The 13863-nt window shown below is 77.9% G+C and carries 7 protein-coding genes; 6 read left to right on the top strand and 1 reads right to left on the bottom strand.

What is annotated here, in order from left to right; genetic code table 11:
- Positions 1 to 40: 40 nt before the first annotated feature.
- On the bottom strand, positions 41 to 2269 hold the full coding sequence (locus IF43_RS0110725; RefSeq protein WP_030197404.1) for an NADP-dependent isocitrate dehydrogenase: 2229 nt from the start codon (positions 2267 to 2269) through the stop codon (positions 41 to 43).
- Between the two features lie 511 nt (positions 2270 to 2780).
- On the opposite strand from IF43_RS0110725, the gene IF43_RS36345 reads away from it, so the two are divergent.
- The 6 genes from IF43_RS36345 to IF43_RS39255 all read left to right on the top strand — a co-directional run bounded on the left by IF43_RS36345 (position 2781) and on the right by IF43_RS39255 (position 13756).
- Positions 2781 to 2984 carry a thiazolylpeptide-type bacteriocin gene (locus IF43_RS36345; protein WP_037888041.1) on the top strand — a complete coding sequence of 68 codons (204 nt, stop codon included), beginning with the start codon at positions 2781 to 2783 and terminating at the stop codon, positions 2982 to 2984.
- 160 nt (positions 2985 to 3144) lie between these two features.
- On the top strand, positions 3145 to 6165 hold the full coding sequence (locus IF43_RS0110715) for a lantibiotic dehydratase (RefSeq protein ID WP_051795073.1): 3021 nt from the start codon (positions 3145 to 3147) through the stop codon (positions 6163 to 6165).
- Entirely contained in the window at positions 6162 to 7493 is a 1332-nt protein-coding gene (locus IF43_RS0110710) for a lantibiotic dehydratase C-terminal domain-containing protein (RefSeq protein ID WP_030197398.1), read from the top strand. Before IF43_RS0110715 ends, IF43_RS0110710 begins: the two co-directional genes overlap by 4 nt.
- A gap of 248 nt (positions 7494 to 7741) precedes the next feature.
- The gene (locus tag IF43_RS0110705; RefSeq protein ID WP_051795070.1) at positions 7742 to 9736 is read left to right on the top strand and encodes a hypothetical protein; all 1995 of its coding nucleotides are present in this window, start codon (positions 7742 to 7744) and stop codon (positions 9734 to 9736) included.
- Positions 9733 to 11910, top strand: a complete 2178-nt coding sequence (locus tag IF43_RS0110700; protein ID WP_234332084.1) for a TOMM precursor leader peptide-binding protein — start codon at positions 9733 to 9735, stop codon at positions 11908 to 11910. The genes IF43_RS0110705 and IF43_RS0110700 overlap by 4 nt, the downstream gene beginning before the upstream one ends.
- Positions 11911 to 11917: 7 nt before the next feature.
- Positions 11918 to 13756 carry a thiopeptide-type bacteriocin biosynthesis protein gene (locus IF43_RS39255; protein ID WP_078910058.1) on the top strand — a complete coding sequence of 613 codons (1839 nt, stop codon included), beginning with the start codon at positions 11918 to 11920 and terminating at the stop codon, positions 13754 to 13756.
- Positions 13757 to 13863 lie beyond the last annotated feature (107 nt).

The following is a 13863-nucleotide window of genomic DNA, read 5'->3' as shown; positions in this document are numbered from 1 at the left end:
CGGAAGGGTCCGGCCGGGGCGGCGGGGTTCACGCCGTGGCTCAGGCGAGCGAGGCGATCGCCTGGTTGAAGGTCGCGGACGGGCGCATGACGGCCGCGGCCTTGGCCGGGTCGGGCTGGTAGTAGCCGCCGATCTCGGCGGGGCTGCCCTGGACGGCGTTCAGCTCGCCGACGATGGTCTGCTCCTGCTCGGTGAGGGTCTTCGCGAGCGGGGCGAAGGCCTCGGCGAGCGCGGCGTCGTCGGTCTGCCTGGCCAGCTCCTGGGCCCAGTACAGGGACAGGTAGAAGTGGCTGCCGCGGTTGTCGATGCCGCCGACACGGCGGGTCGGCGACTTGTCCTCGTTGAGGAAGGTGCCGGTCGCGCGGTCGAGGGTGTCGGCCAGGACCTTGGCGCGGGCGTTGCCCGTGGTGGTGGCCAGGTGCTCGAAGCTGGCGGCCAGGGCGAAGAACTCGCCCAGGCTGTCCCAGCGCAGGTAGTTCTCCTTGACGAGCTGCTGGACGTGCTTCGGGGCGGAGCCGCCGGCGCCCGTCTCGAACAGGCCGCCGCCCGCCATCAGCGGGACGACCGAGAGCATCTTGGCGCTGGTGCCCAGCTCCAGGATCGGGAAGAGGTCGGTCAGGTAGTCGCGGAGCACGTTGCCGGTGACCGAGATGGTGTCCTCGCCGCGGCGGATGCGCTCCAGGGAGAACGCGGTGGCCTCGACCGGGGACAGGACCTTGATCTCCAGGCCCTCGGTGTCGTGCTGCTGCAGGTACGCGTTGACCTTCTCGATCAGCTGCGCGTCGTGGGCGCGGGTGGCGTCCAGCCAGAAGACGGCCGGGGAGCCGGTGGCGCGGGCGCGGGTGACGGCCAGCTTGACCCAGTCCTGGATCGGCGCGTCCTTGGTCTGGCAGGCGCGGAAGATGTCGCCCTCGGCGACCTCCTGCTCGAGGACGGGGGCGCCGGTGGCGGCGTCGACGAGGCGGACGGTGCCGGCCGCGGCGATCTCGAAGGTCTTGTCGTGGGAGCCGTACTCCTCGGCCTTCTGCGCCATCAGGCCGACGTTCGGGACGGAGCCCATGGTCGACGGGTCGAAGGCACCGTGCGCGCGGCAGTCCTCGATGACGGTCTGGTAGACGCCGGAGTAGCTGCTGTCCGGCAGGACGGCCAGGGTGTCGGCCTCCTTGCCGTCCGGGCCCCACATGTGGCCGGAGGTGCGGATCATGGCCGGCATCGACGCGTCGACGATCACGTCGGACGGGACGTGCAGGTTGGTGATGCCGCGGTCGGAGTCGACCATCGCCAGGGCCGGGCCGTCGGCGATCTCGGCGTCGAAGGACGCCTTGATCTCGGCGCCCAGGCCGTGCGGGATGGTCTCCAGGCCCGCCAGGATGGCGCCCAGGCCGTCGTTCGGGGACAGGCCGGCACCGGCCAGGACCTCGCCGTACTTGGCGAAGGTCTGCGGGAAGAAGGCGCGGACCACGTGACCGAAGACGATCGGGTCGGAGACCTTCATCATCGTGGCCTTGAGGTGCACGGAGAACAGCACGCCCTCGGCCTTGGCGCGGGCGACCTGCTCGGAGAGGAAGGTACGCAGGGCGGCGACGCGCATGACGGACGCGTCGACGACCTCGCCGGCCAGGACCGGTACGGACTCGCGCAGCACGGTGACGGCGCCGTCGGCGGCCACGTGCTCGATGCGCAGGGCGCCGGCCTCGGCGATGACCGTGGACTTCTCGGTGGAGCGGAAGTCGTTCTCGCCCATGGTGGCGACGTTGGTCTTGGAGTCGGCAGACCAGGCACCCATGCGGTGCGGGTGGGTCTTGGCGTAGTTCTTGACCGAGGCCGGGGCACGGCGGTCGGAGTTGCCCTCGCGCAGGACCGGGTTGACGGCGCTGCCCTTGATCTTGTCGTAGCGGGCGCGGATCTCGCGCTCCTCGTCGGTCTGCGGGTCGTCCGGGTAGTCCGGCAGCGCGTAGCCCTGGGCCTGCAGCTCGGCGACGGCGGCCTTGAGCTGCGGGATCGAGGCCGAGATGTTCGGCAGCTTGATGATGTTGGCCTCGGGGGTCTTCGCCAGCTGGCCCAGCTCGGCCAGCGCGTCGGCGATGCGCTGCTCCTCGGTGAGGTGCTCCGGGAAGCTCGCGATGATGCGACCGGCGAGGGAGATGTCCCGCGTCTCCACGGTGACACCGGCGGTCGAGGCGTACGCCTGGACCACGGGCAGGAACGAATACGTGGCGAGCGCGGGGGCCTCGTCAGTGTGCGTGTAGATGATGGTCGAGTCAGTCACCGGATGCTCCGCTCCTGGTCTGCGTCTCTCGTCTGCAACATTGCTCGACATCAAGATATCTCGTGATCGGCCGTCCCTCGCACGTGGGCTCCGCGCGGGCCCCGCCACGTGGCGGGGGCCGGGGGAAGCAATCGGGGCATCCCGGGGCGCGGGGCCGCGTGCCGCGGGGGCGTCTACCGGAGGTTGACCGATAGTGCACCCGTCCCGGGGGCGACGTACGTCACCTCGGCGCCGCGGGCGCCGCCGCGTCCGGGCGGTGGGTGGCGGTGACCTGCCACGACGCACCGGACCGGGACGAACACAACCGGCCAATGTCCCGATCGGCCTTGCTGCCGCCCTCCCCCGGCACCCACACTCGCTGCTGTACGACGAATGGCCGTTCGGAGCTGTTTACCGGGCTTCGGGCGAGATCTTGTGAACGTTCCGACATGCCCCTTCCGTGGCATGTCCCGCGCCGCCCCTCCGAGCGGCCCGTCCCCGACCTCCGCCTTCCCTCCGAAGGGAGTTCGCCATGTCCCGTACCCCGAACCCGCAGGACCCCCTGGAGCTCCAGGACCTCGACCTGGACGCCGACCTGGACCTCACCGACCTGACCGTGACCTCGCTGCGCGACACAGCGGCGCTGCCCGAGAACGGCGCCTCGTGGGGCTCCTGTTCGTGCCAGGCCTCGTCGTCGTGCGCCCAGCCCCACGTGACCACCCCCGAGGTCCTCTGACCGTCGCGCCGCCGACACCGCCGTACGGCCGGCCGCGGCTCCCCGGGGCCCGGCCGGACGTACGGCCCCGCGCCGCGGACGCCACCGCCCCGCCCTGCCGGCCGCTCGTGCGCGGTGCTCGACCCGCCCGTCCCTCCGAGCCGTACGCCGGGAGCCCGCCATGCCGCACTCCGCCCCGACCGGAATCCCCGGGCGCGTCCCGCACGCCGGGGCCGGGGCGCACGCGGCGCCGGACCCGCCCGACGGCCCCGGCATGCGGGACGCGCCCGAGGCCGGTGACCGGACGGCGCGCCACGCCCTGGTCCGTACGACCGTCCTCCCGTACCCGGCCGAGACGGCCCCCGCGGCCGCGGTACGGGCCCTGCTCGCCCGGCTCACCGCCCTGGCCGCCGAGGACGGCGCCCTGCGCGCCGCCCTCTCCGACGACCTCTTCGCCGCGCGCGCCGGCCACGGCGAGGACTTCCACCGGCGGGTGGTCCTCCCGCTGCGCCGCGCCCTGCACAACGGCCGCACGCCCCGCCCCGCGCTCCTCGACCGGCTCGACGACCTGCCCGTACGGGTTCCCCGGCTCGCCGACTGGCTGGCCCTGCGCGAACGGCGCGCCCGGCTGCTCGACGAGCTCGCCGACGCGGTGCCGCCCGCCCTGGGCGCCGAGCGCGCCGCCCTCGCCGCACTCTGCCGCTCGCCCGCCTTCACCCGCGCCGTCGCGCTCACGAGCGCCGACCTGCTGCGGGCCGTCACCAGGACGGGCGGGGCGGCCGACCACGGCGGGACCGGGCGGCGGGCCCGCAAGGAGGAGGCCGCCGTCCTGCGGCACGCTCTGCGGGCGGGTACGAAGACCAGTCCGCTGTCGTGGTTCACCGCCGTCGGCTGGACGGCCGGCCCGCCCGCCGCCGGCGGGCCCCCGCAGCCCCCGACCGGGGCCGTCCCCCTCGCCGCCACCGTCCGGGAGAGCCGCGCCCTCGTCGCCACCGTCCGGGAGAGCCGCGCCCTCGTCGCCGCGCTCACCGCGGCGCTGCTCGACGAGCCGCGCCGGCGCCGCGCCGTCCCGCACCGGCTGACGAGCAGTGCCCGGGTGGTGGACGGGCGGGCCCGGTACGCCCGGGCGGAGACGCTGTTCGCGGGCGGCCGGTACCTGGTGACCCGCGAGGACGAGGTCGAGGTCGCCGCCCGTCCGGCGCTGGCGGCGCTCGCGGCCGCCCTGGAGACGGGCCCCCTGCCGCTCGGCCCGCTGACCGCCCGGCTCGCGGACGGCCTGGGCCGTGCGGCGGACGATCCGGCCGTCGCGGGGTTCGTGGACCGCCTCGCCGCGGCCGGGCTGCTGGTGCCCGCCGACCCCGTCGACCCGCAGCACGCCACGCCCCTGGAGGCCCTGGCCGACTGGCTGCACCAGTGGCCCGAGGACGCCCCGGTGGCGGCGCGGGTCGCCCGGCTGGCCCACGACACCCGGGGCTTCACCGCCGCCCCGGCCGCGGAGCGGCCCGCCCTCCTCGCGGCCCTGGCCCGCCGCTGGCACGAACTGCTCGCCGGGGCGGGCCGCCCCGTCCCGGCGGACGCGGCGCCGCTCACGGTCCTCAGCGAGGACGTCACCGCCCCCGCGCTCCTGCCCGCCTCCCGCCCGTCGGGTCCGCCGTCGACGAGGCGGCGGACCTCGGGGGCCCCGTACGAGGAGCAGGACCACCTTCCGGCCGGGTACGACCCCCCGGGCCCCGCCGACCGTGCCGCGCTCGCCGAACTGAGCGCCCTCGCCGAACTGTTCGACCTCGGGCACGTGATGCGCCGGGCCGCCCGCGACCGGTTCGTCGCCCGTTACGGGCCCGGCGGCACCTGCCGCGACCCCTGGGACTTCGGCGCCGACACGGCGGCGGCCTGGGAGGACGCCGGCCGCCTCGCGGGCCGGCCGTCCGACGACCCGGGCCTGTCCGGGGACCTACGAGGACTCGCGTTGCTCCGCGAGGAGTTCGTGTCGCTCGCGCACACGGCCGCCCGTCCGGGAGACGACCCGGCGGGCGTCCCAGCCGACGAGGTCGTGCTCCCCGCCGGCCAGGTCCGTGCCCTCGCCGCCCGGCTGCCCGACTGGACGGCGGCCCGCCCGCTCGACTACGCCTACTTCCTCCAACGGGACCCCGACGCGCGGCTGTTGTGCGTCAACCACGTCTACGGCGGCTGGGGCCGCTTCACCAGCCGCTTCCTCGACGCCCTGCCCCCGGCCGCTGCCGCCGCGGTCGCGGACCGCATCCGGCACGGGCTGGGCGAGGGGGTCCGGGCGGCCCAGATCAGGCCGGTGGGCGGGTTCAACGCCAACCTCCACCCGCTGCTGCTCGCCGACGAGATCGGCCCGGACCGCCGCTGGACCTCCCTGGCCGAGACCGACGTCGCGCTCGTGCACGATCCCGATGACGACCAACTCCGTTTCCGCGTACGTTCGTCCGGCGACCCGATCGACGTCCTCTACCTCGGCTTCCTCGCCCCGGTCATGCTGCCGCGGCGCCTCGGGCCGTTCCTCGCCGACCATCCGGAGGGGGTGGTCGACTTCAGCCCGCTGCTGCCCCGGCACACGGTGGCCGCCCCGGGCGGCCGGGTGGTCCGTACACCGCGGCTGCGCCACCGGCACCTGGTGCTGGCCCGGCGCCGCTGGCACCTCGACGCGGGCGTGCTCGAGGCGCTGCGCGCCGACCTCTCGGCGGCGGACGGCGAGGTGCCGGCCGAGCCGGTGGCCCGCTGGCGGGCCCTGCTCCACCTGCCCGAGCAGCTCTTCCTGCATCCGGCGCCGGCCGCCCCGTCCGGGCACGCGGTCGACGACTTCGTCACGCGGCTGCGGGCGCCCAAGCCGCAGGGCCTGGACCTGGGCAACGCCCTCCACCTGCGCTGCCTGGCCGGCTGGCTCGCCCGCCACCCGCGCGGGGTCGTCCTCGAGGAGGCCCTGCCCTCCTTCGGGGGCCGGCCCCGTCCGGGCCGCGCCGTCGAACTCGTCGCGGAGACGTACCGCCCGGCCCGGGCCCGTACGACCGGCCGTACCGCCCCGCGGGCGGAGCGGGCCGGCGCGGGCCGCCGGCCGGCCGACCCGCCTCCCGCGTCGGCCGGCCCGCCTCCCGCGTCGGCGGCCACGCTCCCGGCCGCCCGGACCGGGCCCCGGACCGCCGCCGTGCTCCCCCCGCCCCGCCGAGGAGGCACCCGATGAACGCCGCTCCCCGCCCGCCCGCCTCCGAGGCCCCCGCCGGGCCCGGCCCCGTCACGGCTCCCACCGGGCCCGGACCCACCTCGACTCCCACCAGCCCCGGACCCACCCCGGCCCCCACCAGCCCCGGCCCCACCCCGGCTCACGCCGTGCGGGGCCTCACCCCGGCTTCCGCCGGCCCCGGCCCCACCCCGCCCGCCGCCGCCCTCGACGTCGTCCTCTACCACTACCGCGAGGACAAGGCCCCGCTGCTCCGCGAGGCTGTGCTGCCCCTCGCCCACCGGGCCGCCGCCGACGGCCTGACCGTCCACGTCGAACGCCACTGGCGGTTCGGTCCCCACGTGCGCCTGAGACTGCGCGGCGCACCGGACCGCGTGGCCGCCGCGGCCGACCGGACGACGGCGGCCCTGCGCACGTGGGCCGCCGCCCACCCCGCCCCCGCGTCCGGGGCGGCCACCGAGGCGGACCTCCTGGCCCGGTCCGCCGCGGCGGGACGGGCCGAGCTGGTCCCCCCGCCGTACGGCCCGCTCGTCCCGGACGGCACGGTCCGCACCGAGCCCGTGGACCAGTCGTCCCTGCGCGCCCTGATCGGCACGGACGGGGTCCGGCTCCGCGACGACCTGCTCGTGCTCGGACTGCCGGCCCTCGACGCCGGCTGCGCCTTCCTCGGCGCCCACGCGGACGCGCCCGCCGCCCGCGTGCAGCTCGCGGTCGCCGCGCTCGCCGCGCACGCGGCGGTGCACCCGGAGGGCCTGGTCGGAGGGCACTACTCCCTCGTCTCGCACCTCGAGGACCTCCTCGTGCACGAGGACCGGGACGGCCGGCTGCGGGCGGCCTTCGAACGCCGGTGGGCGGCGACGGGCCCGGCGGTCACCGCGCTGGTCGGCCGGATCACCGACGGCGCCGGGCCGAGGGGCTGGGAACGCGCCTGGGCCCACTGGTCCACCCGGGCCCGGCACGTCACCGACGCACGGCGCGCGGCCGGCGCGGACCTCACGGGCCGGCCCCTCGCGTACCGCGACCGCGCGGCGGCCCTGGGCGACCCCGAGGTCGCCGACCGCTGGAACCCGGATGTCCGCACCCGCTACAGCGAGTTCCACCGCCTGCTGAGCCGCTCGGACCCGCGGGGGGCGATGTGGAGCCGGCCGGACTACCTGGTCCACCGGGCCTGCACGAACGCGCTCTACCGGCTCTTCGCGATCTGCGACGTACGGCCGGTGGAGCGCTACCTCGCCGCCCACCTGGTCGTACGCACCGTCCCGGAGCTCACCGGCCACGCGTGGCGGAGCCGCGTCGACGAGGTGATCGCAGCGGTGGAGGCCCGGTCATGACCGCGCCCCGCTCCCCCGCAGCGCACCCGCCACCGGATCCCCCTCACCCGTCCCCCGCAGCACACGCGCCGCCCGCACCCCCGCACCCCTCCCCCGCAGCGCACGCACCACCCGGCCCCCCGCACCCCTCCCCCGCAGGGCGCACGGCGTCGGCCGGCCGCGCGGAGCACGCGGGGCCCTCCGCCGCACGCACGCCCCTCGGGCCCCCGCCCGCCTCCGCGGCAGCGGCAAGCGGAGCGGGCGCCCCGGTGCGCGACGCGCCGGTCGTACCGGGACCGCGGCTCCGGCTGCGCCCCGGGATCGCCGTCACCCCCTTGCGCAACGGGCTGCACCTGCGCGGTCGCGGTGCCCACGTCACCCTGGAGGGCAGCCGGGCGCTACCGGCGCTGTGGAGGCTGCTGTCCGACCGGCTCGATCCGCCGACCGGGCCCCGATCCGACGGCGCGCAGCCCGTACCCCGTGGAACCGACACCGCCGGCCACCCTCGGGCCGGGGCCCGTGCTCCGGTCCCCGACTGCGGCCCCGACGCGCCACGGGTGGCGGACGCACTGGCCGTCCTCACCGCGCGGCTGCTGGAGCACGATCTGCTGGTCGAGCACCCGGACGGCGTCGCACTCCCGCCCTGGCCCGCGGCGTCGGCGGAGCACCCCGCCGGGGCCGCCGAGGCGGTCCGCGCGGCCCGGCCGCTGATCGCCGCCGCCGATCCGTCCGGTCCGCTCGCCGGCGCCCTCGTACGGGCCCTCGTACGGTCCGGGGCGGATCCGCGGGTCATCTCCGATCCGGCCCTCCCGGCCGACCGGGCCGTGCTCGTGGCGCACGTACCCACCGGGGCAGTGGCGTTGGCGGTGTCCTGCGACGCCGACGGCGGCTTCGTCACGGCTACCGGCGACCCCGGCCGCATCCGCTCCGACGCCGCCGCCGTCGCCCACCGCCTGCGTCGCGGCACCACGGCACCGGGCGACGCGGGGACCCCGCCCGGGTCCGCGGCGCCGGGCACCGGGGCGCCGACCGGGCCGCGGGCGCGGACCGACCGGCCGCCCCGCGCGTCCGCCGGGGCCGTCGGGCCCGCGTCCGGGACGTGCACCGCCCTGCTCGCCGGCGCGGCGGCCGGTCGACTGCTCGCGGTCGTCGCCGGACTGCCGGACCCGGCCGAGGCCGACGACGCCTCCGGCGGGACGGCGGCCGGGCATCCGGCCGTGCTGGTCGCCCGGGCCCGGCCGGCGGAGGCGGCGTACCACCCGTGGGCCGCGGCGCCGCCCGCCTCGCGGCGGACACCGGGCGCCCCTCCCGCGACCGATCTCACCGAGGCCCTGCGCCGGGTCGCGGCGCTGGGCGATCCGCGCCTCGGAGTGCTCGACGCACCGCTGCCCGGGGCGCTCCCGCAGCTCCCCGCGTCCCTGGCCTCCTGCCGTACCCCGGCGGGGCTGCTGGTGGCGGGGGCGGTACGGGCCGACCTGGCCCGCCTGGAGGCGGCCTGCCGCGCCGCCGAACTCGAACTCGGGCACGGGCTCGAACTCGGGCACGGCTACGGGCTCGGGCTCGAACTCGGAAGTGGAGGCGGGCGCGGAACCGGACACGGAACCGGACACGGAAGCCGGCAGCGGCGGGGGCCCGCGCGCCCCGGCGGTGCGCCGGCCCCGGTCGTCGGCGCGAACCCCGCGCACGCCCACGGCAGGGCCCTGCGCCGGGCCGTCCTCGACGGCGTCGGCCCCGCCGCCCCCCACGCCACCTGGGACGCGCATCCGCAGGCCCGCCACTGGTGGACCGTGCTCACCCGGCGCATGGGGTGTGCGGCCGATCTGACGGTCCGCCGACTCGGCTCGGAGGAGGTGTTCCTGGCGACGGTACGGACGGGGGCGGGCCCCGCCGGGGCCGGCCCGGTCGGCGTGAGCCGCGCCGTCGAGGCCACCGCCGCCGACGCGGTGGCGCTGGCCGCCCTCGGGGCGGTGACGCGTGCGATGGCGGCGCAGTGCGCGCCGGGCGCGGCCCGGCACACCTCGCTCAGCGGTGCCACGGCCCCGCTCGCGGCGGCCGGCGCCCGCCCGGCCGGTTGGACCGACGAGGGCTGGACCGACACCTGGCTCGCCGGGATCGCCGACCGGGAACCGGCCCTGCGCGCCGCCCTGGGCCGCCTCACCGGGCTGCGCCCCACCCCGTGGCCGGCCGACGCGGACCGCCCCCTCGCCGACGCCCTGCGCGCGTCCGGCTTCACGGTCCTGGCGGGTGCGGAGGAACCCCGATGAGCGCCCCCGGGCCGCGCGGCCTGCCCGTACCCGTACCCGTACCCGTACCCGTACCCGCACCCGCACCGGTTGCCGGACCCGCACCGCCGACCGCACCCGACCCCGCCCCCTCACCCGACCCCGCCCCCTCACCCGCCCCCGTGCCGGAGCCCCCGCCCGCACCCGCCGTGCTCGACCCGGCCGAGGCCCTCGCCACGGTCGCGGGCAGCGCCGTCGTCCGGCTGACCGCGTGGGACCTCGGACTGGCCGAGCGGCTGAGCCGGCACGCCCTGGCGCACCCGGTGCGGTTCGTGCCCGTGCGCGAGGACGGGGCGCTGACCGTGGTCGGCCCCGTGCTCCGGCCGGGCGCGGGCGCCTGCCTCAGCTGCGCCGAGCGGCAACGACTGGCCACCGCCGGGGGACGGGTCCCCTGGCAGGGCCCCGGCCTGGCCCTCGGCGGCACCGGTACCCCGCCGCTCGCCGAGGCGGCGCTCCTGCTCGCGGCCGACCTGCTGCGCCAGGATCCGCCGGACGACGACGCCCCGGACGACGCCCCGGACCACGACCCGGACCACGACCCGGAGGACGGACGCCCCTCGCAAGGGGACCCGCTCCCGGCCGACCACCCCGCCCGGCGCCCCGCCACATGTCCGCCCGGGGCCGACGCAGCCGCCCCGCCGGCGCACCGCGCCACCGTCCACGTCCTGCAGGGCGACCGCTGCACCTGGTCCACCCACCGGGTGCGCCCGGTCGGCGGCTGCCCCGTCTGCCGGCCGTTGCCGGACGACACCGCGGACGGGGCCCGGCTGCCGTCCGGGCCGGCGCCGGTGCCCGACCCGGCCGTGCTGCGCGGGGCCAACGCCCGCACCGGCGCAGGGCGGTTGCGGGCCGAGCTGTTCGACGAGCGGTTCGGGCCGGTGCGGCGGCTCTTCCGCACCGAGGACTCCGCGTTCGCGCTCACCACCGCGTGGGTGACGGACGGACGGCCCCTCGACGACGGCGGCTACGGACGGTCGGGCGACTTCCGCTCCAGCGAGCGCATCGCGCTCTTCGAGGGCGTGGAGCGGCTCACCGGCATGCGGCCCACCGGCCGCCGCACCGTGCTGCGCACGTCGTTCGCCCGGCTCTGCGCGGCGGGCGGTCCCGCGGTCCTCGATCCCCTCCGGCTCGGGCTGCCCGATCCCGGCTCCGAGGGCCACCCGGCCCGCCGGACCGTCCCGTACTCGCCCGACCTCGAACTGGACTGGGTGTTCGGCTGGTCGCTCACCGAGCGCCGCGCAGTGGCCGTACCGGAGCACGTGGCCTACTGGGACGTGCCGGGGCCCGACCGGCCGCGGGTCGTGTACGAGTCCTCGAACGGCTGCGGGCTGGGCAACAGTCCCCAGGAGGCCGTGCTGTACGGCCTGTTCGAGGTGGCCGAGCGCGACGCCTTCCTGATGGCCTGGTACGCCCGCACGCCGCTGCCGCGCGTCGCCGTGCCGGCCGACGACGCCGAGGTGACCGCCCTGGCCGACCGCGCCGCCCTGCTGCGCTACCGGCTGACGCTGTTCGACGCGACCAACGACCTCGCCGTTCCAGCGGTGTTGGCGCTGTGCCGGTACGACGGTGCGCATCCCGGCGCGCCCCGCGCGTTCCTGGCCGCCGGGGCGCACCACGACCCGCGCGCGGCGATCCGCTCGGCGGTGGCGGAGGTCGTCACCAACGTGCAGGAGGCCGCCCGCCGTTCGACCCCCGGCGGGGGGCTCGACCCCGACCGGCTGCGGCCGATGCTCGACCGTCCCGAGCTGGTGCTGGACCTCGACGACCACGTCGGGCTCAACACCCTGCCGGAGGCGCAACCCCGGCTGGACTTCCTGTTCTCGGACGCGCCGGAGGAGCCCTGGTATGTGCGGTGGCCGGGGGCGCCCGAGCCGGTGGCCGACCTCGCGCTGCTGCTGGCGCGGACCGTGGACCGGCTGGCCGCCGGGGGGTTGGAGGTCCTCGCGGTCAGGCAGGACGAGGCCGGCGTACGGGACCGGCTGGGCCTGCACTGCGCCAAGGTGATCGTCCCCGGCACGCTGCCGATGACCTTCGGACACGTCAACCGGCGGACGCTGGGACTGCCGCGGCTGCTGGAGGTCCCCCACCGGCTGGGCCGTACCGACCGGCCGCTGCGCCACGACGAACTGCCCCTCCACCCCCACCCCTTCCCGTGAGGACGCGATGACGACCGCCGGCCCCCGCCGCCGTCCCGACCCCGGACCCGAGGTCCCCGAGGCGCCCGAGGCTCGTGAAGCGCCCGAGGCTCCCGAGACCGCCGATCCTTCGGAGACCCCCGAGACCCCCGAGACCCCCGAGAGTCCCGAGACCCCCGAGACTTCGGCTCCGTGGCACGGCCTCCACCTCGCCCTTCACACCGGCGGCCCGGACACGGACGCCTTCGTCACCGACGTCCTCGCACCGCTCATGGACGGCATGACGGCCCATCCGCACGCCGGCTGGTTCTTCATCCGCTACGGCGAGGGTGGCCCGCACCTGCGGATCCGCTACCGCGGCCCGCTCCCCGCAGGGGCGGCCGCCGGGCTGCCGGCCCGGTTGGCCGGAGCCGCCGCGTCGTGGCCCGCCGCGTTCACCGGCCCCTGGCCGGCCCGGCACGGCGAGGTGCGCGCGGTCCCGTACGTACCGGAGACCGACCGGTACGGCGGCCCGACCGCGCTGCCGCTCGCCGAGGAGGTGTTCGTGCGTTCCACCCGCGCGGCGGTCGAAGCCCTGCGCGCGACCCCGGACCGCGGCGCCCGGCTGCCGCTGGCCCTGGACGTCGCGCACGCCACCGCCCACGCGCTCGGCCTCGACGAGCTGGCCGGCGCGCGCTGGCTGCGCCGGCACGCCGCGTCCTGGCGCTGGGTCACCGAGGTGGAGCCGCTGCCCGGGGCCGCGGTCCACTCCCGCGTGAACTCCGTGTTTGCCCTCCGACGGCCGGGCCTGGTCCGGCGCGCCCGGGCGCTGCGCGCGTCGCTCGACGCCGGCACCGCCGCGCCGTGGCTGGCGGAGTGGGCCCGCCACGTCGCAGCCGCGGAGGCCCGGTTGCGCGGCGGCGCGGTACCGGAGGACGAGGCCGACCGGCGGCTGCCCTGGGTGTGGGCGTCCCAGCTGCACATGCTGTTCAACCGGCTCGGCGTGACCCCGGACGAGGAGCGGGCGGTCTGCCGGCTCGCGGCGCGCACCTTGATGGAGACCGGGGACGACCCCGACTTCTTCCCCGCCGGGCACCGGGCCGCGGACTACCAGTACCTGGAGCGCAGCAAGTTCCGGATCGGGCGCCCCGAGGACACCGCGCTGCGCGACCTGCCGCCCCTCCCCGCCCCCTCGGCGGCCCGCCTCGGGGCCGAACTGCCCCTCCCCGCCGCCCCGTTGCCCGAGCTCCCCCTCGGGGAGGCGCTGCGCCGCCGCAGCTCGGTGCGCGGGGCACTGTCCGGGCCGCTCGACGCGGGGACCCTGGGCGGGGTGCTGTGGTCCGCGTACGCGGAGAGCCACACCACCCGGCAGCCGCTCGCCGGCGGGGGCGCCCGCACCCTGCGGCACCGCCCGTACCCGAGCGCGGGCGCCCTCTACAGCGTGCGCGTGCGCCTGGTGGCGCTGGACGTGGCGGGGGTGGCCGCGGGGACGTACCACTGCGTGCCGGAGCGGCGCGCGCTGCTCCCGATCGGCCCGGCGCCGGCCGTGGCAGCCCTCAAGGCGCTGTCCTCGTACCTCTCACGTCCCGCCGACGACCCGGACGCGGTGGGCGTCGACGCGGTCCCGGCGGTCCTCGCGGTCCACCTCGACCTGGCCCTGCTGCGCCGCCGCTACGGCCTGCGGGCGCTGCGGCTGGGCCTGCTGGAGGCCGGCCACCTCGCCCAGACGCTGCTGCTGACCGCGGCGGCGTTCGGCCTGGCCACCGTCCCCCTGGGCGGCCTCCACGACGACCTGGCCCACGAGCTCCTCGGTCTGGACGACCTCGACGAGCCCGTCCAGTACCTGCTCCCGCTGGGCCGCCCGCCCGGGCCCCCCGCGGCCCCGTGACCATCTCCCCGACCGTCTCCCCGGCTGCTCCCCGACCGCCTCCGCCGCGCGGCGGGGCCCTGCGCCGGGGCCGGGAGCCGTCGCGCGCCGGGGCCTGGCGAGCCGGG

Source organism: Streptomyces sp. NRRL S-87 (assembly GCF_000719335.1).
In the GTDB taxonomy this organism is placed as follows: domain Bacteria; phylum Actinomycetota; class Actinomycetes; order Streptomycetales; family Streptomycetaceae; genus Streptomyces.
The sequence above is the reverse complement of the archived record's forward strand: the minus strand, read 5'-3'. Positions and strand labels throughout refer to the sequence as shown.

Excerpts from the sequence above, each read along its gene's own strand:
- IF43_RS36345 (WP_037888041.1), top strand. The coding sequence starts at position 2,781 with ATGTCCCGTACCCCGAACCCGCAGGACCCCCTGGAGCTCCAGGACCTC.
- IF43_RS0110715 (WP_051795073.1), top strand. The coding sequence starts at position 3,145 with ATGCCGCACTCCGCCCCGACCGGAATCCCCGGGCGCGTCCCGCACGCC.
- IF43_RS0110710 (WP_030197398.1), top strand. The coding sequence starts at position 6,162 with ATGAACGCCGCTCCCCGCCCGCCCGCCTCCGAGGCCCCCGCCGGGCCC.
- IF43_RS0110700 (WP_234332084.1), top strand. The coding sequence starts at position 9,733 with ATGAGCGCCCCCGGGCCGCGCGGCCTGCCCGTACCCGTACCCGTACCC.
- IF43_RS39255 (WP_078910058.1), top strand. The coding sequence starts at position 11,918 with ATGACGACCGCCGGCCCCCGCCGCCGTCCCGACCCCGGACCCGAGGTC.